The organism is Streptomyces sp. NPDC056161 (genome assembly GCF_042268025.1).
GTDB lineage: Bacteria > Actinomycetota > Actinomycetes > Streptomycetales > Streptomycetaceae > Streptomyces.
This window is the reverse complement of record NZ_JBHJUV010000033.1, coordinates 1-26,982: the sequence shown is the minus strand read 5'-3', so window position 1 is coordinate 26,982 and position 26,982 is coordinate 1. Positions and strand designations below refer to the sequence as shown.

37 protein-coding genes are annotated in these 26,982 nt (G+C 67.4%); 36 read left to right on the top strand and 1 reads right to left on the bottom strand.

Annotation, left to right across the window (positions count from 1 at the left end):
* Nucleotides 1–21: 21 nt before the first annotated feature.
* From ACFC09_RS27690 to truA, 33 genes are all read left to right on the top strand, one after another.
* Nucleotides 22–4,683, top strand: coding sequence for an RHS repeat-associated core domain-containing protein (locus ACFC09_RS27690; protein ID WP_376533041.1), 4,662 nt, complete (start codon nucleotides 22–24; stop codon nucleotides 4,681–4,683).
* Entirely contained in the window at nucleotides 4,671–5,183 is a 513-nt protein-coding gene (locus tag ACFC09_RS27685) for a hypothetical protein (RefSeq protein WP_376533040.1), read from the top strand. Before ACFC09_RS27690 ends, ACFC09_RS27685 begins: the two co-directional genes overlap by 13 nt.
* Before the next feature lie 424 nt (nucleotides 5,184–5,607).
* On the top strand, nucleotides 5,608–5,916 hold the full coding sequence (gene rpsJ / locus ACFC09_RS27680) for a 30S ribosomal protein S10 (protein WP_003948644.1): 309 nt from the start codon (nucleotides 5,608–5,610) through the stop codon (nucleotides 5,914–5,916).
* Between the two features lie 16 nt (nucleotides 5,917–5,932).
* Nucleotides 5,933–6,577 (top strand): 50S ribosomal protein L3, encoded by a 645-nt coding sequence (rplC, locus tag ACFC09_RS27675; RefSeq protein WP_031477844.1) that lies wholly within the window; start codon nucleotides 5,933–5,935, stop codon nucleotides 6,575–6,577.
* Between the two features lie 8 nt (nucleotides 6,578–6,585).
* Entirely contained in the window at nucleotides 6,586–7,254 is a 669-nt protein-coding gene (gene rplD, locus ACFC09_RS27670) for a 50S ribosomal protein L4 (RefSeq protein WP_376533039.1), read from the top strand.
* Complete coding sequence (gene rplW / locus ACFC09_RS27665; protein ID WP_376533038.1) at nucleotides 7,254–7,673, top strand: 50S ribosomal protein L23; 420 nt, start codon at nucleotides 7,254–7,256, stop codon at nucleotides 7,671–7,673. Before rplD ends, rplW begins: the two co-directional genes overlap by 1 nt.
* Nucleotides 7,674–7,723: 50 nt before the next feature.
* Nucleotides 7,724–8,560: a 50S ribosomal protein L2 gene (gene rplB / locus ACFC09_RS27660; RefSeq protein WP_376533037.1), complete on the top strand. Its 837-nt coding sequence runs from the start codon at nucleotides 7,724–7,726 to the stop codon at nucleotides 8,558–8,560.
* Between the two features lie 12 nt (nucleotides 8,561–8,572).
* The gene (rpsS, locus tag ACFC09_RS27655) at nucleotides 8,573–8,854 is read left to right on the top strand and encodes a 30S ribosomal protein S19 (RefSeq protein WP_376533036.1); all 282 of its coding nucleotides are present in this window, start codon (nucleotides 8,573–8,575) and stop codon (nucleotides 8,852–8,854) included.
* Between the two features lie 43 nt (nucleotides 8,855–8,897).
* A complete protein-coding gene (gene rplV / locus ACFC09_RS27650) occupies nucleotides 8,898–9,245 on the top strand; it encodes a 50S ribosomal protein L22 (protein WP_217787114.1) in 348 nt (115 codons plus the stop codon).
* On the top strand, nucleotides 9,245–10,090 hold the full coding sequence (rpsC, locus tag ACFC09_RS27645; protein ID WP_376533035.1) for a 30S ribosomal protein S3: 846 nt from the start codon (nucleotides 9,245–9,247) through the stop codon (nucleotides 10,088–10,090). Before rplV ends, rpsC begins: the two co-directional genes overlap by 1 nt.
* A gap of 5 nt (nucleotides 10,091–10,095) precedes the next feature.
* Nucleotides 10,096–10,515 carry a 50S ribosomal protein L16 gene (gene rplP, locus ACFC09_RS27640; protein ID WP_143627890.1) on the top strand — a complete coding sequence of 140 codons (420 nt, stop codon included), beginning with the start codon at nucleotides 10,096–10,098 and terminating at the stop codon, nucleotides 10,513–10,515.
* Nucleotides 10,515–10,739, top strand: a complete 225-nt coding sequence (rpmC, locus tag ACFC09_RS27635; RefSeq protein ID WP_359307254.1) for a 50S ribosomal protein L29 — start codon at nucleotides 10,515–10,517, stop codon at nucleotides 10,737–10,739. The genes rplP and rpmC overlap by 1 nt, the downstream gene beginning before the upstream one ends.
* Nucleotides 10,739–11,032, top strand: a complete 294-nt coding sequence (gene rpsQ, locus ACFC09_RS27630; RefSeq protein ID WP_376533034.1) for a 30S ribosomal protein S17 — start codon at nucleotides 10,739–10,741, stop codon at nucleotides 11,030–11,032. Before rpmC ends, rpsQ begins: the two co-directional genes overlap by 1 nt.
* A 108-nt stretch (nucleotides 11,033–11,140) precedes the next feature.
* Nucleotides 11,141–11,509 (top strand): 50S ribosomal protein L14, encoded by a 369-nt coding sequence (gene rplN, locus ACFC09_RS27625; protein WP_376533033.1) that lies wholly within the window; start codon nucleotides 11,141–11,143, stop codon nucleotides 11,507–11,509.
* Nucleotides 11,510–11,511: 2 nt separating this feature from the next.
* Nucleotides 11,512–11,835, top strand: coding sequence for a 50S ribosomal protein L24 (gene rplX / locus ACFC09_RS27620; RefSeq protein WP_376533032.1), 324 nt, complete (start codon nucleotides 11,512–11,514; stop codon nucleotides 11,833–11,835).
* A complete protein-coding gene (gene rplE, locus ACFC09_RS27615; protein WP_376533031.1) occupies nucleotides 11,835–12,392 on the top strand; it encodes a 50S ribosomal protein L5 in 558 nt (185 codons plus the stop codon). Before rplX ends, rplE begins: the two co-directional genes overlap by 1 nt.
* 5 nt (nucleotides 12,393–12,397) lie before the next feature.
* Nucleotides 12,398–12,583 (top strand): type Z 30S ribosomal protein S14, encoded by a 186-nt coding sequence (locus tag ACFC09_RS27610; protein WP_003956452.1) that lies wholly within the window; start codon nucleotides 12,398–12,400, stop codon nucleotides 12,581–12,583.
* A 268-nt stretch (nucleotides 12,584–12,851) separates the two neighbouring features.
* Nucleotides 12,852–13,250: a 30S ribosomal protein S8 gene (rpsH, locus tag ACFC09_RS27605; protein WP_043443042.1), complete on the top strand. Its 399-nt coding sequence runs from the start codon at nucleotides 12,852–12,854 to the stop codon at nucleotides 13,248–13,250.
* A gap of 24 nt (nucleotides 13,251–13,274) precedes the next feature.
* Nucleotides 13,275–13,814 carry a 50S ribosomal protein L6 gene (rplF, locus tag ACFC09_RS27600; RefSeq protein ID WP_376533030.1) on the top strand — a complete coding sequence of 180 codons (540 nt, stop codon included), beginning with the start codon at nucleotides 13,275–13,277 and terminating at the stop codon, nucleotides 13,812–13,814.
* Nucleotides 13,815–13,817: 3 nt separating this feature from the next.
* Nucleotides 13,818–14,201 (top strand): 50S ribosomal protein L18, encoded by a 384-nt coding sequence (gene rplR, locus ACFC09_RS27595; RefSeq protein WP_376533029.1) that lies wholly within the window; start codon nucleotides 13,818–13,820, stop codon nucleotides 14,199–14,201.
* A gap of 39 nt (nucleotides 14,202–14,240) precedes the next feature.
* Nucleotides 14,241–14,846, top strand: coding sequence for a 30S ribosomal protein S5 (gene rpsE, locus ACFC09_RS27590; protein ID WP_376533028.1), 606 nt, complete (start codon nucleotides 14,241–14,243; stop codon nucleotides 14,844–14,846).
* Nucleotides 14,846–15,028 carry a 50S ribosomal protein L30 gene (gene rpmD, locus ACFC09_RS27585; RefSeq protein ID WP_039656212.1) on the top strand — a complete coding sequence of 61 codons (183 nt, stop codon included), beginning with the start codon at nucleotides 14,846–14,848 and terminating at the stop codon, nucleotides 15,026–15,028. Before rpsE ends, rpmD begins: the two co-directional genes overlap by 1 nt.
* A gap of 2 nt (nucleotides 15,029–15,030) precedes the next feature.
* Entirely contained in the window at nucleotides 15,031–15,486 is a 456-nt protein-coding gene (rplO, locus tag ACFC09_RS27580) for a 50S ribosomal protein L15 (protein ID WP_376533027.1), read from the top strand.
* Between the two features lie 244 nt (nucleotides 15,487–15,730).
* Nucleotides 15,731–17,044, top strand: a complete 1,314-nt coding sequence (secY, locus tag ACFC09_RS27575) for a preprotein translocase subunit SecY (protein ID WP_376533026.1) — start codon at nucleotides 15,731–15,733, stop codon at nucleotides 17,042–17,044.
* Nucleotides 17,044–17,709 carry an adenylate kinase gene (locus ACFC09_RS27570; protein ID WP_376533025.1) on the top strand — a complete coding sequence of 222 codons (666 nt, stop codon included), beginning with the start codon at nucleotides 17,044–17,046 and terminating at the stop codon, nucleotides 17,707–17,709. The genes secY and ACFC09_RS27570 overlap by 1 nt, the downstream gene beginning before the upstream one ends.
* Before the next feature lie 133 nt (nucleotides 17,710–17,842).
* Nucleotides 17,843–18,679: a type I methionyl aminopeptidase gene (gene map / locus ACFC09_RS27565; protein ID WP_376533024.1), complete on the top strand. Its 837-nt coding sequence runs from the start codon at nucleotides 17,843–17,845 to the stop codon at nucleotides 18,677–18,679.
* 152 nt (nucleotides 18,680–18,831) lie between these two features.
* A complete protein-coding gene (gene infA / locus ACFC09_RS27560; protein ID WP_003948620.1) occupies nucleotides 18,832–19,053 on the top strand; it encodes a translation initiation factor IF-1 in 222 nt (73 codons plus the stop codon).
* A gap of 61 nt (nucleotides 19,054–19,114) precedes the next feature.
* Nucleotides 19,115–19,228, top strand: coding sequence for a 50S ribosomal protein L36 (rpmJ, locus tag ACFC09_RS27555; RefSeq protein WP_003974245.1), 114 nt, complete (start codon nucleotides 19,115–19,117; stop codon nucleotides 19,226–19,228).
* A gap of 193 nt (nucleotides 19,229–19,421) precedes the next feature.
* Nucleotides 19,422–19,802, top strand: a complete 381-nt coding sequence (rpsM, locus tag ACFC09_RS27550; RefSeq protein WP_018543922.1) for a 30S ribosomal protein S13 — start codon at nucleotides 19,422–19,424, stop codon at nucleotides 19,800–19,802.
* Between the two features lie 65 nt (nucleotides 19,803–19,867).
* Nucleotides 19,868–20,272 carry a 30S ribosomal protein S11 gene (gene rpsK / locus ACFC09_RS27545; RefSeq protein ID WP_003956432.1) on the top strand — a complete coding sequence of 135 codons (405 nt, stop codon included), beginning with the start codon at nucleotides 19,868–19,870 and terminating at the stop codon, nucleotides 20,270–20,272.
* A gap of 146 nt (nucleotides 20,273–20,418) precedes the next feature.
* Entirely contained in the window at nucleotides 20,419–21,441 is a 1,023-nt protein-coding gene (locus ACFC09_RS27540) for a DNA-directed RNA polymerase subunit alpha (RefSeq protein ID WP_003966937.1), read from the top strand.
* A 204-nt stretch (nucleotides 21,442–21,645) separates the two neighbouring features.
* Complete coding sequence (gene rplQ / locus ACFC09_RS27535; protein WP_376533023.1) at nucleotides 21,646–22,155, top strand: 50S ribosomal protein L17; 510 nt, start codon at nucleotides 21,646–21,648, stop codon at nucleotides 22,153–22,155.
* Between the two features lie 125 nt (nucleotides 22,156–22,280).
* On the top strand, nucleotides 22,281–23,138 hold the full coding sequence (truA, locus tag ACFC09_RS27530) for a tRNA pseudouridine(38-40) synthase TruA (RefSeq protein ID WP_376533022.1): 858 nt from the start codon (nucleotides 22,281–22,283) through the stop codon (nucleotides 23,136–23,138).
* 6 nt (nucleotides 23,139–23,144) lie between these two features.
* Here the strand turns inward: truA and ACFC09_RS27525 are convergent, their stop codons facing one another.
* On the bottom strand, nucleotides 23,145–24,023 hold the full coding sequence (locus tag ACFC09_RS27525) for a hypothetical protein (protein ID WP_376533021.1): 879 nt from the start codon (nucleotides 24,021–24,023) through the stop codon (nucleotides 23,145–23,147).
* 323 nt (nucleotides 24,024–24,346) lie between these two features.
* Between ACFC09_RS27525 and rplM the strand changes: the two genes are divergently transcribed.
* The 3 genes from rplM (at nucleotide 24,347) to glmM (ending at nucleotide 26,931) form a co-directional block, all read left to right on the top strand.
* Nucleotides 24,347–24,790 carry a 50S ribosomal protein L13 gene (gene rplM / locus ACFC09_RS27520; RefSeq protein WP_376533020.1) on the top strand — a complete coding sequence of 148 codons (444 nt, stop codon included), beginning with the start codon at nucleotides 24,347–24,349 and terminating at the stop codon, nucleotides 24,788–24,790.
* Between the two features lie 44 nt (nucleotides 24,791–24,834).
* Complete coding sequence (gene rpsI, locus ACFC09_RS27515) at nucleotides 24,835–25,347, top strand: 30S ribosomal protein S9 (RefSeq protein WP_376533019.1); 513 nt, start codon at nucleotides 24,835–24,837, stop codon at nucleotides 25,345–25,347.
* Nucleotides 25,348–25,572: 225 nt separating this feature from the next.
* Nucleotides 25,573–26,931: a phosphoglucosamine mutase gene (gene glmM, locus ACFC09_RS27510; protein WP_376533018.1), complete on the top strand. Its 1,359-nt coding sequence runs from the start codon at nucleotides 25,573–25,575 to the stop codon at nucleotides 26,929–26,931.
* Nucleotides 26,932–26,982 lie beyond the last annotated feature (51 nt).

The following is a 26,982-nucleotide window of genomic DNA, read 5'->3' as shown; positions in this document are numbered from 1 at the left end:
TGGCGTGACGGGGGTTGCGGGATGGTGGGGCATCGGCCTGCGGACTGGCATCCGCTGGAACTGGACAAGGATCCGACTCCGGGTGATCCGCAGCGCGTGCGTTCTCTGGCGAAGCAGCTGCACGACTTCGCGGACGACGTCTCCGACGCGTTGCGCCTGGTCAAGGGGATGGCGGGCGAGGACACGCTCCTGGAGTGGGCGGGCAAGTCCGCGGAGGCGTTCAAGGAGCAGTTCGGCGGGGTTCCGAAGGACCTGAAGAAGCTGAGGACGTCGTACGAGATGTGCGGCGACGCCCTTGCGGACTACTGGCCGAAACTGGAGCGCGCGCAGGCGCTGGCGGACCGGGCGCTGGCGAAGGCGAAGGAGGCCCAGGACGACCTTTCCTCGGCCAAGTCGCGTCTGTCCTCGGCCGATTCGTGGGTGACGCGTGCCAACAAGGAGGCCGACAAGTACAAGGACGATCCGACCGGCAGTGAGTCGGACGCCGGCAAGCCGGACGAGGCGAAGGTGCGTGCGGCGACCCGGGATGCGCAGAACGCGAAGTCGGCGCATGACACGGCCCAGTCGGACGTCACGGCTGCGCGGAGTGCGTTGGACGCGGCGAAGAAGATGGCCGAGGACGCGCGGAAGATGCGTGACGAGGCGGCCCGTGAGGCGAAGTCGAAGATCGATGAGGCGTCGGACGCGGGGATCCAGAACCGTAAGTGGTGGCAGGACATCGGCCACTGGTTCGAGAACAACTGGGACTCGATCGTCGCGGTCTGCAAGGTGGTCGTGACGGTCGTCGGGATCGTCGCGATGATCATCGGCGGGCCGATCCTGGGTGCGATCGTGCTGGTGGCGGCACTCGTCGTGCTCGCCGACACGCTCTACAAGTACTCGAAAGGCCAGGCGTCCCTGTGGGACGTGGCCTTCGCGGCACTGGACTGCATACCCGGTATGAAGGGCATGACCACGCTCGGCGGACTGGCCAAGGGGCTGAAAGGTCTCAAGAGCCTGAAGGGCATGGCGGCAGGGCTGCGCGGTCTGGGCAAAGCAGGTCTCGCCTCCCTCAGGGGCGGCGCGGGGGACCTGGCGAAGAGGGCCAAGGCGCTTGCGGGGCGATGCCCGGGGGGTGACCCCATCGACATGGTCACCGGAGAGATGCTCATGTACGACACGGACATCGAGCTGCCTGGTGTGCTGTCACTGGCTCTCAGACGTACGCACATCTCCACGTACCGGGAAGGACGCTGGTTCGGCAGGTCGTGGGCGTCCACGCTCGACGAGCGGGTCGAACTGGACGACCAGGGCGTCCTGTTCGCCGCGGAAGACGGGATGATCCTGGCCTATCCGGTGCCCCGCCCGGGACAGCCGACGCTGTCCGTCGAAGGCCCGAGATGGCCTCTGGAGTGGGACGGCCCCGAGAGCGGCGCCCTGCGCATATACGATCCGGCTCTCGGCGTCACCCGCCATTTCTCGGTGGTGGACGATCCGCTTCCGGGCATGCCGTACATGCTGGTGCTCTCCGCGATGACCGACCGCAATGACAACCGCGTCGATTTCGACCGGCTGCCCGACGGAACCCCGACCGCTGTGCGTCACTCCGGCGGATATCACGTGGTGGTCGAGACGACGGACGGTCTGGTGACCGGTCTGGATCTGCGTGGCGGCAGGGATGACGGGAGTTCGCAGCCGCTCCTCCGCTACGGCTATTCGTCCGACCGCGATCTCACGGACATCCGGAACTCCTCCGGCGTCCCCTTCCGGCTCAGCTACGACGACCGGGCCCGCATCACCTCCTGGACCGATCGCAACGGCAACTGGTACCGGTTCACCTACGACGAGGAGGACCGCTGCATCGAAGGACGGGGCGCCGGAGGCTTCCTCGACTGCGTCATCTCGTACGACCCGGCGCGACGCACGACGACCTACACGAACTCCTTCGGGCACAGCACGCGATACCACTATGACGAACTCCTGCACCTGGTCCGGGTGACCGATGCGGCCGGCCGCAGCGAATCGCTGGAGTGGGACCGCTACGGGCGCCTGCTCACGCAGATCGACCCGGTCGGAAGGGAGACCTCGTACGCCTACGACCAGGAAGGCAATGTCACAGCCGTCATCGGGCCGGACGGCCGCCGGGCGACCGCTGAGTACAACGCGTTCCACCTGCCCGTCGTGACGGTGGGAGTGGACGGCGCGGTGCGCACGTACACCTATGACGAGCGCGGCAACCGAACGTCCGTGAACGAACCGGGGGAAGCGGTGACGCGGTTCACCTACGGCCCCAGCGGTGACCTCACCGGAGTGAGGGACGCCGTGGGCTCGGCCGTCGCCTTCGCGACGAACGCGGCGGGGCTGCCCGTGAGGGTGACCGGCCCGAGTGGCGCGGTCGTGGAGTACACGCGGGACGCGTTCGGACGGGTCAGCTCCGTGGTGGACCCGCTGGGCGGTGTGACCCGCATGGCATGGACCGTCGAGGGCAAGCCCAGGGAACGGACCGCGGCCGACGGGAGCCTCGCCACCTGGAGTTGGGACGCGGAGGGAAACCTTCTCTCCCACACGGATGCGGCAGGTACGACCACGGTCTCGCGGTATTCGCACTTCGATCTCCTCGTGAGCCGGACCCATCCCGGAGGAGACGGCCTTCGGTTCGATTACGACACGGAGTTGCGGCTCACCGCTGTCACCAATGAGCGGGGACTCACCTGGCAGTACACCTATGACGAGGTCGGCCGTCTGATGGCCGAGGAGGACTTCGACGGCCGACGGCTGCGCTATGTCCACGACGAGGTGGGACGGCTCGTGAGACAGGTGAACGGAGCCGGTGAAGAGATCGCATACGTACGCGACCTCAACGGGAACGTCGTGCGAAAACAGACCGGCGACTCGATCACGGTGTTCCGCTACGACGACGCCGGGCTGCTCAAGGACGTACGGTCGCCCGACGCGGACCTCTCGTTCGAGCATGACGCGTACGGGCGGGTCACGTCCGAGACGGTCAACGGGCGTACCAGCAGGTTCACGTACGACCGCATGGGCCGTCGGCTCAGCCGGATCACTCCGTCGGGGGCGCGGAGCGTCTTCTCGTACGGCGCGGACGGCCTCCCACTGGAAGTGCACGCCTTCGGCCACGACCTGCACTTCGCTCACGACACGGCCGGCAGGCAGACGGAGATCCGGCTCGACGGCGCACTGTCGTTGCTCCAGACATGGGACGCGCTGCACCGGCTACGCCGCCAGACGGTGACTGCGGCGCACGGCGGCGCGCAACAGGACGGGGCCGGGGAGACGGCGCTCGACCGCGAGTACCTCCACGCGCCCGCGGGTCTGGTGGAGACGGTGGAGGCAGGGGGCCGTAGGAGCAGCTACACACTGAACGTGGCGGGCCGGGTGACCGCGGTCCGTGCGGATTCCTGGAGCGAGAGCTACGCGTACGATTCCTCCGGAAACCTGGCCTCCGCGCACGGCTCGCGAACCGGGCTCGCCGACGAACCGCCGCAGCGGTTCACCTACGAGGGCAACCGGCTCATCAGGACCGGCCGGATCACCTACTCCTACGATGCCCAGGGCAGAGTGGTCAGGAGGACCGCGGCCACCCTCTCCGGCCGGCGCAGGACCTGGACGTACACGTGGGACGCGGACGACCGGATGACCGGTCTCGTGACGCCCGGCGGCACGATCTGGCGCTACTCCTACGATCCGCTCGGGCGCCGGATCAGCAAGGAGCGGCTGGACGCGTCGGGCGCCGTCGAAGAGGCCGTCTTCTTCGTGTGGGACGGAAATCGCCTGGCGGAGGAAATACGGCACACCGGCGCCGAGCGGGCGAGTATCACCTGGGAGTATTCACCCGACAGCCATCGGCCAGTGGCCCAGAGCCGGCGCGAATGGCTTCGAGATGCTCCCCAGGAAGAGGTGGACCGACGGTTCCGGCTCATCGTCGGTGATCTGGCCGGAAGCCCGACCGAACTGGTTTCCCCCCAAGGGGAGGTTACCTGGAAGAGCAGATCCCTGCTGTGGGGCGAGCAGCTGGATCCAGAAAGTCGTTCGGAAGAATGCCGGCTACGTTTCCCAGGGCAGTATTTCGATGACGAGAGCGGCCTCCACTACAACTACTTCCGCTATTACGACCCGCGGACGTCCCGCTATCTCTCGCCCGACCCGCTCGGGCTGCTGGCCGGAGCCGATCACTACGCGTATGTCGTCAACCCGCTCGACTGGTCCGACCCGCTGGGCCTTCAGTCCTGCCCGACCTTCAAGGGGCTCGCCTGGCTGACCGACAAACTGCTGAAGCGTCCTTCGTTCAGATATCAGCGCCTCGTCTCCGGCACGGACTACGAGCAGATATGGAAGCTCGCCGACGGTCGTGAAGTGCACGTGGACGGCGGACCGGCCCATGGCTGGATCATGGAAGCAAAATTCACCGGAGGAAAGGAGAAGGAGTGGGCCAAGTCTGCCTACAATCCTGAGAGTGAATTCTACAGCGAGGAAAAGATAACCAGTCAGGCGGGCAAACTCCTGGATCTCAATGACGGACTCGGGGGTAAGGGAGTTCGCTACGCCATTTCAAACGAATCGGGTGCCGCTCACTTCCGCGAGGTGCTCGGAAAACATTTCCCGGACGCGATTGCGAATGGTACACTCGCGGTCTTTCACGTGCCGGGCAACGGGATGAGCGGAATGAGTAAATGGTTGACGTAACCGCCGAACTGGGTCAGCTGTCCGATCTCGACGAACTCACCGGCCCGGCCGTGGAAGCGGTCCTGACCGGGGCGGGGTGGGACGGCGAGCGCAGGAACCCGGCCAAGGCGTGGGCCACCACGTGGCGACGCGCGGGCGCCAGCGCCTGGGTGCAGGGCGCCGGGCCGGTCGAAGTGCAGTTCACCCTCTGGTACCGCGAGGTCGAGGACGAGCGGCCGGACCCCGAGACGTACATCGAGAACCTGTACGACGCTGCCGTCGCCGAGCTCCCGTCGGTGGTCTCGCGGTTGGAGTCCGGCGCGTTGGGAGCACGCCTCCAGGGATCCGGCGAGGACCTGACGGACGGCGAGGACTACATCGAACACACGGCGTGGACGATCTCGGGCAAGGTGCTGCTGGCCGGCGTCAAGCAGAGCGACACCGATGCACCGGTGCAACTCGTCGTCGTGCTGCGTGAACACGCCAAGGACGAGGACGACGGGGAGAACGAGTGGCTCTGAGGCATCCGCCGGGTGGCCCCGCCCCCTGTTTGACCCCCACCACCCCCGGGGTACCCTCTACCGCCCGATTGGCCAGCCCCCCGCCGCCTGTGGCAGACTGTCCGAGTTGCTCGGTCGAGTGTTGATGCTGCGCGCCTCCCGCCGGGAGGACCGGAAGCGAGTCCCACAGTACTCGTCAACCCCATGTGGGTTGGACGTACGGGAATCTTCCGGGAAGTGTCGGCGCGGCACCGACCAGGCGCCCGGTGGGCCTTCCGTCCCCGGTCTGCGGTTCCGGTAGGGCCGTGTGCATTCCCCGCAGGGATGTTCGAACAAGGGGCATCTGTGTCAGCGGGGCTGCGACACGCCCGACCGCGTGGGTCGGAGAGGGGCAAGGGGACGCCGGGTTCCAGAGCGTGAGAAGAGACAGGACTACTGAGTAGCCATGGCGGGACAGAAGATCCGCATCCGGCTCAAGGCCTACGACCACGAGGTCATCGACTCCTCGGCGAAGAAGATCGTCGAGACGGTGACCCGTACTGGTGCGTCGGTCGCGGGCCCGGTGCCGCTGCCCACTGAGAAGAACGTGTACTGCGTCATCAAGTCGCCGCACAAGTACAAGGACTCGCGCGAGCACTTCGAGATGCGCACGCACAAGCGCCTGATCGACATCCTCGACCCGACCCCCAAGACCGTTGACTCTCTGATGCGACTCGACCTCCCGGCCGGTGTCGACATCGAGATCAAGCTCTGAGGCCGGTGATCTGAGAATGGCTAAGCAGATCAAGGGCATCCTGGGCGAGAAGCTCGGCATGACGCAGGTGTGGGACGAGAACAACCGTGTCGTCCCGGTCACCGTCGTCAAGGCCGGACCCAATGTCGTGACCCAGGTCCGTACCAATGACGCCGACGGCTACGAGTCCGTCCAGCTCGCCTTCGGCGAGATCGACCCGCGCAAGGTGAACAAGCCCCTCAAGGGTCACTTCGCCAAGGCCGACGTCACCCCGCGTCGTCACCTCGTCGAGATCCGCACGGCGGACGCCTCCGAGTACACGCTGGGCCAGGAAGTCACCGCCGAGGTGTTCGAGGCCGGCGTCAAGGTCGACGTCACCGGCAAGAGCAAGGGCAAGGGCTTCGCCGGCGTCATGAAGCGCCACAACTTCCGTGGCCTCGGCGCCGGGCACGGTACCCAGCGCAAGCACCGCTCGCCCGGTTCCATCGGTGGCTGCGCCACCCCCGGCCGTGTGTTCAAGGGCCTGCGCATGGCGGGCCGCATGGGCAACGAGCGGGTCACCACCCAGAACCTGACCGTCCACGCCGTTGACGCGGAGAAGGGTCTGCTGCTCATCAAGGGCGCGGTTCCCGGTCCGAACGGCGGCCTCGTCCTGGTCCGCACCGCGGCCAAGGGGGCCTGAGGTTAACCATGAGCACCCCGATGAACATTGACATCCTTTCGCCGGCGGGCGAGAAGGCCGGCTCCGTCGAGCTCCCCGCGGAGATCTTCGACGTCGAGAAGGTCAGCATCCCGCTGATCCACCAGGTCGTCGTCGCGCAGTTGGCGGCTGCCCGCCAGGGCACGCACAAGACGAAGACGCGTGGCGAGGTCCGTGGTGGTGGCAAGAAGCCGTACCGCCAGAAGGGCACCGGCCGCGCCCGCCAGGGTTCGACCCGCGCGCCGCAGTTCGCCGGTGGTGGCGTCGTGCACGGTCCCGTGCCGCGTGACTACTCGCAGCGGACCCCGAAGAAGATGAAGGCCGCGGCCCTGCGCCACGCCCTCACCGACCGGGCCCGCCACAACCGCATCCACGTCGTCTCCGGCGTGACCGAGGGCGAGACCCCCAGCACCAAGTCCGCCAAGAGCCTGTTCGGCAAGATCAGCGAGCGCAAGAACCTGCTCCTGGTCATCGAGCGCTCGGACGAGGCCGCCTGGCTCTCCGCCCGCAACCTGCCCCAGGTCCACATCCTGGAGCCGGGCCAGCTGAACACGTACGACGTTCTCGTCTCGGACGACGTGGTCTTCACCCAGGCCGCTTTCGAGTCCTTCGTCGCCGGCCCGAACAAGGCCACCGACACCGAAGGGAGCGAGGTCTGATGGCCACCCGTCACCCCTCTATCGCCTCGAAGGCGGCCAAGGCCGCCAAGGCCGCGCGCGTCGCCAAGGCGCGCCGCCACGCCGCCGAGGGCAAGAACACCGTCGTCACCCCGGCCAGCAAGGCGTACACGGACCCCCGTGACGTGCTGCTGAAGCCGGTCGTGTCGGAGAAGAGCTACGCGCTGCTCGACGAGAACAAGTACACGTTCGTCGTCGACCCGCGGGCCAACAAGACCCAGATCAAGCAGGCCGTCCAGGCGGTCTTCGACGTCAAGGTCACCGGGGTCAACACGATCAACCGCCAGGGCAAGCGCAAGCGGACCCGCACCGGCTTCGGCCAGCGCGCGGCCACCAAGCGCGCGATCGTGACCCTTGCCGAGGGCGACCGCATCGACATCTTCGGCGGTCCGACCGCGTAAGCGGTCGGGATCGTCCAGATTTCGGAAATACTTCCGAGGACTGAGAGACAATGGGAATCCGCAAGTACAAGCCGACGACTCCTGGCCGTCGTGGCGCCAGCGTCGCCGACTTCGTCGAGGTCACGCGGTCCACGCCGGAGAAGTCGCTGGTTCGCCCCCTGCACAGCAAGGGTGGCCGTAACAACTCCGGTCGTGTGACCGTCCGCCACCAGGGCGGTGGCCACAAGCGCGCCTACCGCGTGATCGACTTCCGTCGGCACGACAAGGACGGCGTGCCGGCGAAGGTCGCGCACATCGAGTACGACCCCAACCGCACCGCGCGCATCGCGCTGCTGCACTACGCCGACGGCGAGAAGCGCTACATCCTCGCGCCGCGCGGCCTGGTCCAGGGCGACCGCGTCGAGAACGGCCCCGGGGCCGACATCAAGCCGGGCAACAACCTCGCCCTGCGCAACATCCCGGTCGGTACCACCCTGCACGCCATCGAGCTGCGTCCGGGCGGCGGCGCGAAGTTCGCCCGCTCCGCCGGCGCCTCCGTGCAGCTGCTCGCGAAGGAGGGCTCCATGGCCCACCTGCGCATGCCGTCCGGTGAGATCCGGCTGGTCGACGTCCGCTGCCGCGCCACCGTCGGCGAGGTCGGCAACGCCGAGCAGTCCAACATCAACTGGGGCAAGGCAGGCCGCAAGCGGTGGCTGGGCGTCCGCCCGACCGTCCGTGGTGTGGTCATGAACCCGGTCGACCACCCGCACGGTGGTGGTGAGGGCCGTACCTCCGGTGGCCGCCACCCCGTGTCCCCGTGGGGCAAGAAGGAAGGCCGTACTCGTTCTCCCAAGAAGGCGAGCAACAAGTACATCGTCCGCCGCCGCAAGACGAACAAGAAGCGCTAAGGACGGGTTGAGATGCCTCGTAGCCTGAAGAAGGGGCCCTTCGTCGACCTCCACCTGATCAAGAAGGTGGATGCCCAGAACGAAGCCGGCACCAAGAACGTCATCAAGACCTGGTCCCGTCGCTCGATGATCGTCCCGGACATGCTGGGCCACACGATCGCGGTGCACAACGGCAAGACCCACATCCCGGTGTTCGTCACCGAGTCGATGGTCGGCCACAAGCTCGGCGAGTTCTCGCCGACCCGCACCTTCCGGGGTCACGTCAAGGACGACCGGAAGTCGAAGCGCCGCTAGGGCGCGGATCGCAACAGACACGTAAGAAACTGAAGGGACAACCATGGAAGCCAGGGCCCAGGCGCGGTACATCCGCGTCACGCCCATGAAGGCCCGCCGTGTGGTGGACCTCATCCGTGGCATGGACGCCACGGAGGCCCAGGCTGTTCTGCGATTCGCTCCGCAGGCAGCCTCCGTGCCGGTCGGCAAGGTGCTCGACAGCGCCATCGCCAACGCCGCGCACAACTACGACCACTCCGACGCCGACTCGCTGTTCATCTCCGAGGCGTACGTCGACGAGGGCCCGACCCTGAAGCGGTTCCGGCCGCGCGCCCAGGGCCGTGCCTACCGGATCCGCAAGCGGACCAGCCACATCACCGTGGTCGTCAGCAGCAAGGAAGGAACCCGGTAATGGGTCAGAAGGTAAACCCGCATGGGTTCCGACTCGGTGTCACCACTGACTTCAAGTCGCGCTGGTACGCCGACAAGCTGTACAAGGACTACGTCAAGGAAGACGTCGCCATCCGTCGGATGATGACGTCCGGCATGGAGCGCGCCGGCATCTCCAAGGTCGAGATCGAGCGCACCCGTGACCGCGTCCGCGTGGACATCCACACCGCGCGTCCGGGCATCGTCATCGGCCGCCGCGGCGCCGAGGCCGACCGCATCCGCGGTGACCTGGAGAAGCTGACCGGCAAGCAGGTCCAGCTGAACATCCTTGAGGTCAAGAACCCGGAGACGGACGCTCAGCTGGTGGCCCAGGCCGTCGCCGAGCAGCTGTCCTCCCGCGTCTCCTTCCGCCGCGCCATGCGCAAGAGCATGCAGTCGGCGATGAAGGCGGGCGCCAAGGGCATCAAGATCCAGTGCGGTGGCCGTCTCGGCGGCGCCGAGATGTCCCGCTCGGAGTTCTACCGCGAGGGCCGGGTGCCGCTGCACACGCTCCGCGCGAACGTGGACTACGGCTTCTTCGAGGCCAAGACGACCTTCGGCCGCATCGGCGTGAAGGTCTGGATCTACAAGGGCGACGTCAAGAACATCGCCGAGGTCCGCGCCGAGAACGCCGCCGTCCGTGCGGGCAACCGCCCGGCCCGCGGTGGTGGCGCAGGCGACCGTCCGGCCCGTGGTGGCCGTGGCGGCGAGCGGCGCGGTCGCAAGCCGCAGCAGGCCGGCGGCGCCGAGGCCCCCAAGGCCGAGGCGACCCCGGCGGCCGCTCCGGCTGAGGCCGCGTCCTCTTCTTCTGGCGGAACGGAGGCCTGACCGACATGCTGATCCCCCGTAGGGTCAAGCACCGCAAGCAGCACCACCCGAAGCGCTCCGGCGCTGCCAAGGGCGGTACCCAGGTTGCGTTCGGCGAGTACGGCATCCAGGCACTGACCCCGGCGTACGTCACGAACCGCCAGATCGAGGCGGCTCGTATCGCCATGACCCGCCACATCAAGCGTGGCGGCAAGGTCTGGATCAACATCTATCCGGACCGTCCGCTGACGAAGAAGCCGGCCGAGACCCGCATGGGTTCCGGTAAGGGTTCTCCGGAGTGGTGGATCGCCAACGTCAAGCCCGGACGCGTGATGTTCGAGCTGTCGTACCCCAACGAGAAGATCGCCCGTGAGGCGCTGCTGCGCGCGGCCCACAAGCTGCCGATGAAGTGCCGGATCGTCAAGCGCGAGGCAGGTGAAGCGTGATGTCGGTCGGCACCAAGGCGTCCGAGCTGCGCGAGCTGGGCAACGAGGAGCTGCTGGACAAGCTCCGCGAGGCCAAGGAAGAGCTGTTCAACCTCCGTTTCCAGGCGGCGACGGGTCAGCTCGAAAACCACGGCCGTCTGAAGGCGGTCCGCAAGGACATCGCGCGGATCTACACCCTGATGCGCGAGCGTGAGCTGGGCATCGAAACGGTGGAGAGCGCCTGATGAGCGAGAGCAACGTGACTGAGACTGCAACCAACAGCGGCGAGCGCAACGCCCGCAAGACCCGCGAGGGTCTGGTCGTCAGCGACAAGATGGACAAGACCGTCGTCGTCGCCGTCGAGGACCGTGTGAAGCACGCGCTGTACGGCAAGGTCATCCGCCGTACCAACAAGCTCAAGGCGCACGACGAGCAGAACGCTGCCGGCGTCGGCGACCGCGTCCTCCTCATGGAGACCCGGAAGCTGTCCGCCACCAAGCACTGGCGCATCGTCGAGATCCTCGAAAAGGCCAAGTAGTTATTCCTGCGGGGCAGTTGCCTCGCAGGACAGTTCCGCCAGGCTCGGCGAGAGGCGTGACGCGTTCGCGCCTCTCGCCGGGAACCGGCAGACACACAGGAGATAGACGTGATCCAGCAGGAGTCGCGGCTGCGTGTCGCCGACAACACGGGTGCGAAGGAGATTCTTTGCATCCGTGTACTCGGTGGCTCCGGCCGTCGCTACGCGGGCATCGGTGACGTCATCGTCGCCACCGTCAAGGACGCGATCCCCGGCGGCAACGTGAAGAAGGGTGACGTCGTCAAGGCGGTCATCGTTCGCACCGTCAAGGAGCGCCGCCGTCCGGACGGCTCGTACATCCGCTTCGACGAGAACGCCGCCGTCATTCTGAAGAACGACGGCGACCCTCGTGGCACCCGCATCTTCGGCCCCGTCGGCCGTGAGCTGCGCGAGAAGAGGTTCATGAAGATCATCTCCCTCGCGCCGGAGGTGCTGTGAGCATGAAGATCAAGAAGGGCGACCTGGTTCAGGTCATCACCGGCAAGGACAAGGGCAAGCAGGGCAAGGTCATTGCCGCTTTCCCGCGCGAGGACCGCGTCCTGGTCGAGGGTGTCAACCGGGTCAAGAAGCACACCAAGGCCGGTCCGACGGCCAGCGGCTCGCAGGCCGGTGGCATCGTGACCACCGAAGCGCCGGTCCACGTCTCCAACGTCCAGCTGGTCGTGGAGAAGGACGGCAAGAAGGTCGTCACGCGTGTCGGCTACCGCTTCGACGAAGAGGGCAACAAGATCCGCGTTGCCAAGCGGACGGGTGAGGACATCTGATGGCTACCACCACCGCTCCGCGTCTGAAGACGAAGTACCGCGACGAGATCTCCGGCAAGCTGCGTGACGAGTTCAAGTACGAGAACGTCATGCAGATCCCGGGCCTCGTCAAGATCGTGGTCAACATGGGTGTGGGCGACGCCGCCCGCGACTCCAAGCTGATCGAGGGCGCCATCCGCGACCTCACCACGATCACCGGTCAGAAGCCGGCCGTCACCAAGGCCCGTAAGTCCATCGCGCAGTTCAAGCTGCGTGAGGGCCAGCCGATCGGTGCCCACGTCACGCTCCGTGGCGACCGCATGTGGGAGTTCCTGGACCGCACCCTGTCGCTCGCGCTGCCGCGCATCCGCGACTTCCGCGGTCTGTCTCCCAAGCAGTTCGACGGCCGTGGCAACTACACCTTCGGTCTCACCGAGCAGGTCATGTTCCACGAGATCGACCAGGACAAGATCGACCGCACCCGGGGTATGGACATCACCGTGGTCACCACGGCGACCAACGACGCTGAGGGCCGCGCGCTCCTTCGTCACCTCGGCTTCCCGTTCAAGGAGGCGTGAGCGAGATGGCGAAGAAGGCTCTGATTGCCAAGGCTGCTCGCAAGCCCAAGTTCGGTGTGCGTGCGTACACCCGCTGCCAGCGCTGCGGCCGTCCGCACTCCGTGTACCGCAAGTTCGGCCTCTGCCGCGTGTGCCTTCGTGAGATGGCCCACCGTGGTGAGCTGCCGGGCGTGACCAAGAGCTCCTGGTAGTTCCGGCTCACCCGTCGCCCGACCACCGTCCTTCAGGGGCGGTTCGCCGGGCCGACGGGCTGGATCGGAATTCGCCAGGCTCTCGGTAAGCAGTGGGCGTGTCAGGTGCCCTCCGCTCCATGGCTTAGGCTTGGAGGGTTGGGCGCCTGACTTCCGCCCAGACGACTTACTACGCCGTAGGTCCACCGCACCGCACCTGCCCCGTCTCGGATCGGGGAGAGGGACGGCGCACCAGGAAACCCCGGCGAGAGAGGCCGAAGGCCAATTCATGACCATGACTGATCCGATCGCAGACATGCTGACACGTCTGCGGAACGCGAACTCGGCGTACCACGACTCGGTGGGGATGCCGCATTCCAAGATCAAGTCGCACATCGCGGAGATCCTCCAGCAGGAGGGCTTCATCACGGGCTGGAAGGTCGAGGACGCCGAGGTCGGCAAGAACCTCGTCCTTGAGCTGAAGTTCGGCCCGAACCGTGAGCGCTCCATCGCGGGCATCAAGCGGATCTCCAAGCCCGGTCTCCGGGTGTACGCGAAGTCCACCAACCTGCCGAAGGTGCTCGGCGGCCTGGGTGTGGCGATCATCTCCACGTCGCACGGGCTCCTCACCGACAAGCAGGCCGGCAAGAAGGGCGTGGGTGGGGAAGTCCTCGCCTACGTCTGGTAGCAGAAGGGAACGGAGGAAACAGCTATGTCGCGCATCGGCAAGCTCCCCATCGCGGTTCCCGCCGGCGTGGACGTCACCATCGACGGCCGCGAGGTCTCGGTCAAGGGCCCCAAGGGCTCGCTGACCCACACCGTCGCGTCGCCGATCGAGATCGTCAAGGGCGAGGACGGCACCCTGAAGGTGAGCCGCCCCAACGACGAGCGTCAGAACAAGGCCCTGCACGGCCTGTCCCGCACGCTGGTGGCGAACATGATCACCGGCGTGACCCAGGGTTACGTGAAGAAGCTCGAAATCAGCGGTGTCGGTTACCGCGTGACCGCCAAGGGTTCGAACCTGGAGTTCGCTCTCGGTTACAGCCACCCGGTCATCGTCGAGGCCCCCGAGGGCATCACCTTCAAGGTGGAGAGCCCGACCCGCTTCTCGGTCGAGGGCATCGACAAGCAGAAGGTCGGCGAGGTCGCGGCCAACATCCGCAAGCTGCGCAAGCCGGACCCGTACAAGGCCAAGGGCATCAAGCTTGAGGGCGAAGTCATCCGCCGCAAGGTCGGAAAGGCGGGTAAGTAAGCCATGGCATACGGGCAGAAGATCCTCAAGGGCGACGCCTACAAGCGCGCCGCGATCAAGCGCCGTCACATCCGGATCCGCAAGCGGATCTCGGGTACGGCGGAGCGTCCCCGTCTGGTCGTGACCCGCTCCAACCGTCACATCGTGGCGCAGGTCATCGACGACCTGAAGGGCCACACCCTGGCGTCGGCGTCCACCCTGGACACGTCGATCCGCGGCGGCGAGGGCGACAAGTCCGCGCAGGCCAAGCAGGTCGGCGCCCTGGTCGCCGAGCGTGCCAAGGCCGCCGGTGTCGAGGATGTCGTGTTCGACCGCGGTGGCAACCAGTACGCCGGGCGCATCGCCGCTCTGGCGGACGCCGCCCGCGAGGCCGGGCTCAAGTTCTGAGTCGCTTCCGAGCTAGCGGAAACAGAGAGAGGTAATCCAATGGCTGGACCCCAGCGCCGCGGTGGCGGTGCCGGTGGCGGCGAGCGGCGGGAGCGTAAGGGCCGTGACGGCGGCGCAGCCGCCGCCGAGAAGACCGCGTACGTCGAGCGCGTCGTCGCGATCAACCGCGTCGCCAAGGTTGTGAAGGGTGGCCGTCGCTTCAGCTTCACCGCGCTGGTCGTGGTGGGCGACGGTGACGGCACCGTGGGTGTCGGTTACGGCAAGGCCAAGGAGGTGCCGGCCGCCATCGCCAAGGGTGTGGAGGAGGCCAAGAAGCACTTCTTCAAGGTCCCCCGGATCCAGGGCACCATCCCGCACCCGATCCAGGGTGAGAAGGCTGCCGGTGTCGTCCTCCTCAAGCCGGCTTCGCCGGGTACCGGTGTGATCGCCGGTGGTCCCGTGCGTGCCGTCCTGGAGTGCGCCGGTATCCACGACGTGCTGTCGAAGTCGCTCGGCTCCGACAACGCGATCAACATCGTGCACGCGACCGTGGAGGCCCTGAAGGGCCTGCAGCGCCCCGAGGAGATCGCGGCCCGCCGTGGTCTGCCCCTGGAGGACGTCGCCCCCGCGGCCCTGCTGCGTGCGCGCGCCGGGGCGGGTGCGTGATGGCTCAGCTGAAGATCACGCAGGTCAAGTCCTACATCGGCAGCAAGCAGAACCACCGTGACACCCTGCGGTCGCTTGGTCTCAAGGGGATCAACACCGTGGTCGTCAAGGAGGACCGCCCCGAGTTCCGCGGCATGGTGCACACCGTCCGCCACCTCGTGTCGGTCGAGGAGGTCGACTGATCATGGCGGAGCAGAACCCGCTCAAGATCCACAACCTCCGTCCGGCCCCGGGCGCCAAGACCGCCAAGACCCGTGTCGGTCGTGGTGAGGCGTCGAAGGGCAAGACGGCCGGTCGTGGTACGAAGGGCACGAAGGCCCGCTACCAGGTTCCGGAGCGCTTCGAGGGCGGCCAGATGCCGCTCCACATGCGCCTCCCGAAGCTGAAGGGCTTCAAGAACCCGTTCAGGACCGAGTACCAGGTCGTGAACCTCGACAAGCTGGCCGAGCTCTACCCCGAGGGTGGCGAGGTCACGGTCGAGGGTCTGGTGACCAAGGGCGCCGTTCGCAAGAACAGCCTGGTCAAGGTGCTGGGCCAGGGTGAGATCTCGGTGGCGCTCCAGGTGACGGTCGACGCCGTCTCCGGTTCCGCCAAGGAGAAGATCACCGCCGCCGGCGGCACCGTCACCGAGCTCGTCTGACTCTTTCGGACGTCTCGATGACCTGAACGATCCCGACCGGGGATACCCCACAAATGGGGTATCCCCGGTTGGTCGTTCCAAGGGGGGCAGTCTCGCCGGTAAGGTGGCCTGCACTGCCCACTTACATCAGGTGCTGCTCATGGGGCACTCTGATCGGCAGTTGGCCGTTACGTACTTGTCGAATTCGTCGAACTTCAAGACCGTCACCCTTGACGCAGTCGCGCGGGGGGTCGCAGGAGGCACCGTGCTCACCGCGTTCGCCCGGGCGTTCAGGACGCCCGACCTGCGCAAGAAGCTGCTCTTCACGCTGGGCATCATCGTGGTCTACCGGGTCGGTACCCACATCCCGATCCCCGGCGTCAACTACCAGGCCGTCCAGCAGTGCGTGAAAGAGGCATCCGGAAACCAGGGCCTCTTCGGTCTCGTCAACATGTTCAGCGGCGGCGCGCTGCTGCAGATCACCGTCTTCGCCCTCGGCATCATGCCGTACATCACGGCGAGCATCATCCTTCAGCTGCTGACCGTGGTCATCCCGCGCCTGGAGGCCCTCAAGAAGGAGGGCCAGTCCGGTACGGCGAAGATCACGCAGTACACCCGGTACCTGACGGTGGCGCTGGCGATCCTCCAGGGCACCGGTCTGGTGGCCACCGCCCGCAGCGGCGCCCTGTTCTCCGGCTGCACCGTCGCGTCGGGCATCGTCCCCGACCAGGCGATCTTCACGACCATCACCATGGTCATCTGCATGACCGCGGGCACGGCCGTCGTGATGTGGCTCGGTGAGCTGATCACCGACCGCGGCATCGGCAACGGCATGTCGATCCTGATGTTCATCTCGATCGCCGCGACCTTCCCGTCCGCGCTGTGGGCGATCAAGAAGCAGGGCACCCTGGCCGGCGGCTGGATCGAGTTCGGGACCGTCATCCTGGTCGGCCTGGTCATGGTCGCGCTCGTCGTCTTCGTCGAGCAGGCCCAGCGCCGTATCCCCGTGCAGTACGCGAAGCGCATGATCGGCCGTCGTTCGTACGGCGGTACGTCCACCTACATCCCGTTGAAGGTGAACCAGGCGGGTGTCATCCCCGTCATCTTCGCGTCCTCGCTGCTCTACATCCCGGCCCTGATCGCGCAGTTCGCCGGGGGCAACTCCGGCTGGAAGCAGTGGATCACCACGAACCTCACCAAGGGTGACCACCCGATCTACATCACCCTTTACTTCTTGCTCATCGTTTTCTTCGCGTTCTTCTACGTGGCGATCTCCTTCAACCCCGAGGAAGTCGCCGACAACATGAAGAAGTATGGTGGCTTCATCCCGGGCATCCGGGCTGGCCGACCGACCGCTGAGTACCTCTCGTACGTGCTCAACCGGATCACCTGGCCGGGTTCGCTGTATCTGGGCCTGATCGCTCTCGTACCGACGATGGCGTTGGTTGGCTTTGGGGCAAGCCAGAACTTCCCGTTCGGTGGCACCAGCATCCTGATCATCGTGGGTGTGGGTCTGGAAACGGTGAAGCAGATCGAGAGCCAGCTCCAGCAGCGCAATTACGAAGGGTTCCTCCGCTGATGCGAATCGTCCTCGTCGGGCCGCCGGGCGCTGGTAAGGGAACGCAGGCCGTGCGGCTTGCCGGGAAACTGGGCGTCCCGCACATCTCCACGGGCGACCTGTTCCGGGCCAACATCAGCCGCCAGACGGAGCTGGGGAAACTCGCGAAGTCCTACATGGACGCCGGAAACCTGGTCCCCGACGAGGTGACCATCGCGATGGCCAAGGACCGCATGGAGCAGGCGGACGCCGAGAACGGCTTCCTGCTGGACGGCTTCCCGCGGAACGTCTCCCAGGCCGGGGCGCTGGACGAACTGCTGGAGAACGAGGGCGTCAAGCTGGACGCGGTGCTCGACCTCGAAGTCCCCGAGGACGAGGTGGTCAAGCGGATCGCCGGCCGTCGCACCTGTCGCAACAAGTCGGAGCACGTCTTCCACGTGACCTACAGCCCGCCGAAGCAGGAGGGTGTCTGCGACATCTGCGGCGGCGAGCTGTACCAGCGCGACGACGACTCCGAGGAGACCGTCCGCACCCGGCTGGAGGTCTATCACACGCAGACCGAGCCGATCATCGACTACTACAAGACGCAGGGCCTGGTCGTGACGATCTCGGCCCTGGGCCCGGTGGACGTGATCACACAGCGGGCGCTGGAGGCGCTGAAGCGTGACGAGGGCGCCGAGAACTAGTTCTCGGGCGTCGTACCGGCCGCGGTTGCCCTCCCCCGGATTCCGTCCGGGGGACCCCAGGGCACCGCGGCCGTACTGTTGTTGAAATACGTGTACTGACCGACCGAGCGAGTGACGGAGAGCGCAGGCCCCCATGGTGCAGATCAAGACCCCCGAGCAGATCGCCAAGATGCGTGCGGCGGGGCTGGTCGTCGCCGCGATCCACGCGGCCACCCGCGAGGCCGCCGTCCCCGGCGCCAGCACCAAGGACCTGGACGAGGTCGCCCGCAAGGTGCTCGCCGAGCACAACGCGACACCGAACTTCCTCGGGTACGGCGGTTTCCCCGCCACCATCTGCACCTCGGTGAACGAGGTCGTCGTCCACGGCATCCCGTCGGACGAGGTCGTCCTCAAGGACGGCGACATCATCTCCATCGACTGCGGCGCGATCGTGGACGGCTGGCACGGCGACGCCGCCTACACGGCCTTCGTGGGCTCCGGTCACGCTCCGGAGCTGGTGGAGCTGTCCCGGGTGACGGCGGAGTCCATGTGGGCCGGGATCGCGGCGATGAAGCCTGGCAGTCGGCTCGTCGACGTCTCCCGGGCCATCGAGACCTACATCCGCCGCCAGCCGAGGCCCGGCGGCGGCCGGTACGGGATCATCGAGGACTACGGCGGCCACGGCATCGGCACCGAGATGCACATGGACCCGCACCTGCTGAACTACGTCGACCGCAAGCGCGGCAAGGGCCCCAAGCTGGTGCCCGGCTTCTGCCTGGCGATCGAGCCGATGGTCTCCCTGGGCACCCCGAAGACGGAGGTGCTCCAGGACAACTGGACGGTGATCACCACCGACGGCACCTGGTCCGCCCACTGGGAGCACTCCGTCGCGCTGACCGAGCAGGGACCGCTGGTGCTGACCGCTCCCGACGGCGGCCGGGCCAAGCTGGCGGAGTTCGGCGTCACGGCTGCTCCCGACCCGCTCGCATAACGATCTCCGGTCCGGGGCAGACTTTCCCGATTCGTCTTTCCGGGTGCACTGGCGTAGACTGACGCGTCGGCTCTCGTGCACCCGCATGTCCGCATGCGCCCGTGAAGGGACGCGTGGGAGTCGATCAAGGTAGTCGATTCGAAGGGCGAAGCGTGGCCAAGAAGCAGGGTGCCATCGAGATCGAGGGCACTGTCGTCGAGTCTCTTCCGAACGCCATGTTCAAGGTCGAGCTCCAGAACGGCCACCAGGTCCTGGCACACATCAGCGGCAAGATGCGTATGCACTACATCCGCATCCTCCCTGACGACCGGGTCGTGGTGGAGCTGTCTCCGTACGACCTGACGCGTGGCCGGATCGTCTACCGATACAAGTAGATCTTGCCCGCGCCCCGGTTCTGCCGGGGCGATGGCACTGACCCGGAGAACCTCACATCCCATGAAGGTCAAGCCGAGCGTCAAGAAGATCTGCGACAAGTGCAGGGTGATCCGCCGTCACGGTCGGGTCATGGTGATCTGCGACAACCCGCGCCACAAGCAGCGCCAGGGCTGACACAGGACCGCACCTCTGCATCACGCAGGGCTTCGCGCGACGCAAGCTGAATATGTTCATACGCAGGACCCGGACAACCTCGCACGGGTTTCCGACACCCCCGGCTCGGAGGCCGGGGACCCAGTTCGTACCTGGTACGGCGGCTGGGATCCGGTCCTGTGGAAGACCTCCGACAAGCAACTGGAGCCATTGAATGGCACGCGTTTCCGGTGTTGACATCCCGCGCGAAAAGCGCGTGGAGGTCGCCCTGACCTACGTGTTCGGCATCGGCCGGACTCTCTCGCAGGAGACGCTGGCTGCGACCGGCGTCGACCCGAACACCCGCGTCCGCGACCTCTCCGAGGAGCAGCTCGTCGCGATCCGCGAGTACGTCGACAGCAACATCAAGACCGAGGGTGACCTCCGTCGTGAGATCCAGGCCGACATCCGCCGCAAGGTGGAGATCGGGTGCTACCAGGGTCTCCGTCACCGTCGCGGTCTGCCCGTTCGCGGCCAGCGCACCAGCACCAACGCCCGCACCCGCAAGGGCCCGCGTCGCGCCATCGCCGGCAAGAAGAAGCCGGGCAAGAAGTAGTCCGCAGCGGACACCTGTCCACGGTCTTCGCTGTAGGACCGACCACCTCCCGTAGGAGTTAGTAGATGCCCCCCAAGGGTCGTCAGGGCGCCGCCAAGAAGGTGCGCCGCAAGGAAAAGAAGAACGTCGCTCACGGCCACGCGCACATCAAGAGCACGTTCAACAACACGATCGTCTCGATCACGGACCCGTCCGGCAACGTGATCTCCTGGGCCTCCGCCGGCCACGTCGGCTTCAAGGGCTCCCGGAAGTCCACGCCGTTCGCCGCGCAGATGGCCGCCGAGTCGGCTGCCCGCCGCGCCCAGGAGCACGGCATGCGCAAGGTCGACGTGTTCGTGAAGGGCCCGGGTTCCGGCCGCGAGACCGCGATCCGCTCCCTTCAGGCCACGGGCCTTGAGGTCGGCTCCATCCAGGACGTCACCCCGACCCCGCACAACGGCTGCCGTCCGCCCAAGCGCCGCCGCGTCTGACGCGTCGCGCGGGCTGTGGTTGCGGGCGGTACCTCCCCTTCGGGTCGTACCGCCCGTACCCTTGCAGTACCCCGTGCCGTGCGAGCGGCACGGATCCGTCGGGCGTCAAATAGCGGGCGTCCACGAAAGAAGGATCTGATCCACACATGCTGATCGCTCAGCGTCCCTCGTTGACCGAAGAGGTCGTCGACGAGTTCCGCTCCCGGTTCGTGATCGAGCCGCTGGAGCCGGGCTTCGGCTACACCCTCGGCAACTCCCTCCGCCGCACCCTCCTGTCGTCGATCCCCGGTGCCGCTGTCACCAGCATCCGCATCGACGGCGTCCTGCACGAGTTCACCACCGTGCCGGGCGTCAAGGAGGACGTCACCGACCTGATCCTCAACATCAAGCAGCTGGTCGTCTCCTCGGAGCACGACGAGCCGGTCGTGATGTACCTGCGCAAGCAGGGCCCGGGTCTGGTCACCGCCGCCGACATCGCGCCCCCGGCCGGTGTCGAGGTGCACAACCCCGACCTGGTCCTCGCCACGCTCAACGGCAAGGGCAAGCTGGAGATGGAGCTGACCGTCGAGCGCGGTCGCGGCTATGTCTCCGCCGTGCAGAACAAGCAGGTGGGCCAGGAGATCGGCCGTATCCCGGTCGACTCGATCTACAGCCCGGTGCTCAAGGTCACGTACAAGGTCGAGGCCACCCGTGTCGAGCAGCGCACCGACTTCGACAAGCTGATCGTCGACGTCGAGACCAAGCAGGCCATGCGTCCCCGTGACGCCATGGCGTCGGCCGGCAAGACCCTGGTCGAGCTGTTCGGTCTGGCCCGTGAGCTGAACATCGACGCCGAGGGCATCGACATGGGCCCGTCCCCGACGGACGCCGCCCTGGCCGCTGACCTCGCCCTGCCGATCGAGGAGCTGGAGCTCACCGTTCGGTCGTACAACTGCCTCAAGCGTGAGGGCATCCACTCCGTGGGTGAGCTGGTCGCGCGCTCCGAGGCGGACCTCCTCGACATCCGCAACTTCGGTGCGAAGTCGATCGACGAGGTCAAGGCGAAGCTGGCCGGGATGGGTCTGGCGCTCAAGGACAGCCCGCCCGGATTCGACCCGACCGCCGCCGCGGACGCGTTCGGCGCCGACGACGACGCCGACGCCGGTTTCGTGGAGACCGAGCAGTACTGAGAGTTCGGGCCTTGCGGTCCGTACTCGGGTGCGGGTGCGTTGCGCTTGATCGCGCCCACGCGACGGAGTCACACCGTGACACCGCCCGCGCCCTTTCCGGGGCGCCCCTTCGGGGACGCCCCGGATCTCCGACGGGCAACCGCCCGCTCGGATACTGACCCCGGTACCTGACACGGCCGGGGCAGACACCACAGGAGAAGAACCATGCCGAAGCCCACCAAGGGTGCCCGTCTGGGCGGCAGCGCCGCGCACGAGAAGCTGCTCCTCGCGAACCTCGCGAAGCAGCTGTTCGAGCACGGCCGTATCACCACCACCGAGGCGAAGGCCCGCCGGCTGCGGCCCTACGCCGAGCGTCTGGTCACCAAGGCGAAGAAGGGCGACCTGCACAACCGTCGCCAGGTGCTCCAGGTCATCACGGACAAGGGCATCGTCCACACGCTGTTCACCGAGATCGGCCCGCGCTACGAGAACCGTCCCGGCGGTTACACGCGCATCACCAAGATCGGTAACCGTCGTGGCGACAACGCGCCCATGGCCGTCATCGAGCTGGTCGAGGCACTGACCGTCGCGCAGCAGGCGACCGGTGAGGCGGAGGCCGCCACCAAGCGTGCGGTCAAGGAAGACGCCCTCAAGAAGGACGAGGCCGTCGAGGCCAAGTCCGACGAGGCCGTCGAGGACGCTCAGCCGGAGGCGGAGGAGTCGAAGGAGGCGTAAGGCCGACCTTCGACCGGAGCAGCGTCGTGGTTGCTCGCGCAGTTCCCGCGCCCTTCGGGGCGCATGAGCGGGCCCGTTCCTTTTCTGGGGCGGGCCCGCTTTCAGGTACTTGAGAGGATCCAGGGGTGAGTGGCGAAGTTGAGCCTGGTTTCGTCCGGGTCCGGCTCGACCTGTCGTACGACGGCACGGGCTTCCACGGCTGGGCGAAGCAGGCCGGCGGCAGGCGGACCGTGCAGGGGGAGATCGAGGACGCCCTGCGGACCGTCACGCGGTCCGGGGGGACGACGTACGAGCTGACGGTGGCCGGGCGCACGGACGCGGGCGTGCACGCCCGCGGTCAGGTGGCGCACGTGGACCTGCCCGTGGGGCTGTGGGCGGAGCACCGGGAGAAGCTGCTGAAGCGGCTGGCGGGGCGGTTGGCCAAGGACGTGCGGATCTGGCGGCTGACCGAGGCCCCCGCGGGCTTCGACGCCCGTTTCTCGGCGATCTGGCGGCGCTACGCCTACCGCGTGACCGACGCGCCGGGCGGTGTCGACCCGTTGCTGCGGGGGCACGTCCTGTGGCACGACTGGCCGCTGGACGTGGCCGCCATGAACGAGGCCGCGCGGCGGTTGCTGGGGGAGCACGACTTCGCCGCCTACTGCAAGAAGCGCGAGGGCGCGACCACGATCCGTACGCTCCAGGAGCTGAGCCTGGTGCGCGGGGCCGACGGGATCATCACCGCGACGGTGCGGGCCGACGCCTTCTGCCACAACATGGTGCGGTCGCTGATCGGGGCGCTGCTGTTCGTGGGGGACGGGCACCGGGACGCGGACTGGCCGGGCAAGGTGCTGACGGCGGGCGTGCGGGACTCGGCGGTGCACGTGGTGCGGCCGCACGGGCTGACCCTGGAGGAGGTCGGCTACCCCGCCGACGGGCTGCTGGCCGCGCGCAGCAAGGAGGCGCGCAACAAGCGCTCGCTGCCGACGGCGGGGTGCTGCTGAGCGTTCCTACTGGCCGGCCGCCGCCGACGCCTGGGCCTCGCCCCGCCGGCGGATCTGGCCGAACGCGAACGCCGCCAGGTTGTCCCCGGTGGTGAAGACCGCGGTGTCCTTGGTCGTCACGTCCTTGCCGTCGGTGAAGCCGGTGATCGTGAAGTAGGCGTAACGGCCGTAGGAGTTGGTCGTCGAGCGGCAGATCGCCGCGTCGCAGAAGGTCTTGACGCCGTTGCCCGTGAGGGACTTCACGATGCTCTTCGTGTCGGCCTGGCTCTTGGCCCGGCCGGCCTCGGCCTCGGTCTCGAAGACGGCGACACCGACGGTGACCGCGATGTCGTCCTTCGTGTAGGTGGCGCGCAGCAGTCGGGTGCAGTGGTTGGCGGTGAGGACCTTGGGGAGGGTGCCGCCGGCCGCCGAGGTGCAGTTCGTGGTGTCGGCGGTGGCGCCCTTGCGGTAGACGGTCCCGCCCGTGGTCAGCTGGGCGCCCGGGAAGAGGGTCGCGGCGCTGAGCGGCGCGGTGTCCTTCCGCGCGCTGGATATGAAGTCCTTCGGGTCCAGCGGCGGCGGCGCGGTGGTGGGCGCAAACGACGGCACCGCCGCGTCGGAGCCGCTCGGCAGGGAGGCGCTGGCCGGCAGGTCGGAGGGCCCGCCCGCGGTGTCGTCGCTGCCGCCCGCGGAGACCACGGCGAGGGCGACGGCCGCGCCGACCGCCACGGTGGCGAGCGCGCCACCGCCGATGAACAGCAGCCTGCGCCGCTTGTTCCGGGCCTCCGACGCCTCCGCCAGCGCGGCCCAGTCCGGGGTCTGGCCGCTGTCGCTGTTCCCGCCCTGCTGAGAATGCGGTTTCCAGGGATCCCAACCGGACTGGGGTCCCCCCTGCCCATAACTCATGGGGCGCATCCTAGACGGGGACGGGACGGCCCGGCGGTTCGCTACGACGGGCCATAGTGGACCTATCGGTGCAGGGTGGAGCATCCTGCGGCGCCGAGTGTCGGAGGCCACTCGTTTTGACCCGTACGGGGCACCCCGGTATTCTGCTTCTTCGTTGTGTATTGGCTTGCTCATTCTCACGGGACGGGCCCTTACACCGGTCCACCGGGCCGATGACCAGCGACCAGCACGCGGTTTGCGTCACCGCAGTGCGGTCAGGGCTGTCGTGATCGTCTTCGGTGACCTTGTCAGGACCATTCACTGAGAAGCGAAGGCTACGAACCGTGCGTACGTACAGCCCCAAGCCCGGCGATGTGACGCGTCAGTGGCACGTCATCGACGCTCAGGACGTCGTCCTGGGCCGTCTGGCCACCACCGCCGCCACCCTCCTCCGGGGCAAGCACAAGCCGATCTACGCCCCCCACGTCGACACTGGTGACTTCGTCATCATCATCAACGCGGACAAGGTGCACCTCTCCGGCAACAAGCGGACCCAGAAGATGGCGTACCGCCACTCCGGCTACCCGGGCGGTCTGCGCTCGGTCCGGTACGACGAGCTGCTCGACAAGCACCCGGAGAAGGCCATCGAGAAGGCCGTCAAGGGCATGCTCCCCAAGAACTCCCTGGGCCGTCAGATGCTCACGAAGCTGAAGGTCTACAAGGGTGACCAGCACCCGCACGCCGCTCAGCAGCCGGTGCCGTTCGAGATCACCCAGGTCGCGCAGTAAGTCCGGCCACACCCCCTAAGACCGAAGAGAATCTGAGGAGAATCGTGGCCGAGACCACTGCCGAGCAGCCGCTCGAAGAGCTTGACATCGACAGCTACACCACCGAGTCCGAGGTCCCCGTCGAGGGTGAGTACACCTCGGAGTCCATGGCCTCCCGCTTCGGCGAGCCGCAGCCGGCCGCCGGCCTGGGTCGCCGCAAGAACGCCATTGCCCGGGTCCGGATCGTTCCGGGCTCCGGCAAGTGGAAGATCAACGGCCGCACCCTTGAGGACTACTTCCCCAACAAGGTGCACCAGCAGGAAGTCAACGAGCCGTTCAAGGTTCTGGAGCTGGACGGCCGTTACGACGTGGTCGCCCGCATCGCGGGTGGCGGTGTCTCCGGCCAGGCCGGTGCGCTGCGTCTCGGTGTCGCCCGTGCGCTGAACGAGGCGGACGTCGACAACAACCGCGGCCCGCTGAAGAAGGCCGGCTTCCTGCGTCGTGACGACCGTGCGGTCGAGCGCAAGAAGGCCGGTCTGAAGAAGGCCCGCAAGGCCCCGCAGTACAGCAAGCGCTAAACACAGCTGCCTGCACGTACTCCGAACGCCCCGGCGGCACGCCACAGTGCCACCGGGGCGTTCGTCTATCGCGATCCAAAGGCGTATAACGGCACAAGACGCTCAAAGGCTTGTGTGATCGGATGTCCAGGTGCGCGGCGCCTGGGATGCGGAGCCGACCGAACGGGCATCGAACCATCGCATGCCTCCGCGGCTTCCGTAACTGACGTTTCCTCAGGAGGACAAGTGGGACGACTCTTCGGCACGGACGGCGTGCGCGGTGTCGCAGGCGCGGATCTGACGGCCGAGATGGCGCTCGGCCTCTCCGTCGCCGCGGCGCACGTACTGGCCGAGGCGGGCACCTTCGAGGGCCACAAGCCGACGGCCGTGGTCGGGCGGGATCCGCGTGCGTCCGGGGAGTTCCTGGAGGCCGCGGTCGTCGCGGGGCTGGCGAGCGCGGGTGTGGACGTGCTGCGGGTCGGTGTGCTGCCGACGCCCGCGGTCGCCTTTCTGACCGGCGCCCTCGGAGCCGATCTGGGTGTCATGCTCTCCGCAAGCCACAACCCGATGCCGGACAACGGTGTCAAGTTCTTCGCCCGCGGCGGCCACAAACTGGCCGACGAGCTGGAGGACCGGATCGAGGGCGTCTACGAGGACCACCGCACGGGTGCTCCCTGGGACCGGCCCACCGGCGCCGGCGTGGGGCGGGTGCGGACCTACGACGAGGGGTTCGACCAGTACGTCACCCATCTGCTCGGCGCGCTGCCGAACCGGCTCGACGGGCTGAAGATCGTCCTCGACGAGGCGCACGGCGCCGCCGCCGCGGTGTCGCCCGAGGCGTTCTCGCGGGCCGGGGCGCAGATCGTCACCATCGGCGCCGAGCCCGACGGGCTCAACATCAACGAGGGGTGCGGCTCCACCCACCTGGACCAGCTGAAGGCCGCGGTCGTCGCGCACGGCGCCGACCTCGGCATCGCGCACGACGGCGACGCCGACCGCTGTCTGGCCGTGGACCACACCGGCGAAGAGGTCGACGGCGACCAGATCCTGTCCGTGCTCGCGCTGGCGATGCGGGAGCGTTCCGCGCTGCGCTCCGACACCGTCGTCGCGACCGTGATGTCGAATCTGGGCTTCAAGCTGGCGATGGAGCGCGAGGGCATCCACCTCGTGCAGACCGCGGTCGGCGACCGCTACGTCCTGGAGGAGATGAAGGAGCACGGCTACGCCCTCGGCGGCGAGCAGTCCGGGCACGTCATCATCCTCGACCACGCCACCACCGGCGACGGCACGCTGACCGGGCTGCTGCTGGCCGCGCGGGTCGCCGAGACCGGCCGTACGCTGCGGGATCTCGCGTCGGTCATGGAGCGGCTGCCCCAGGTCCTGATCAACGTGCGGGACGTGGACAAGGCCCGGGTGCGGACCTCCGCCGACCTGGCCGCCGCGGTCGCCGAGGCGGAACGGGAGCTGGGGTCCACCGGACGGGTACTGCTGCGTCCCTCGGGCACCGAGCCGCTGGTGCGGGTGATGGTCGAGGCGGCGGACATCGAACAGGCCCGGACCGTGGCCGGCCGGCTGGCCGACGCGGTGAAGTCGGCGCTGGGGTAGGCGGGCGGGGCGGTCGTGGTGGGCAGCCGCAGGCCGGCGGTTGCCCGCCAC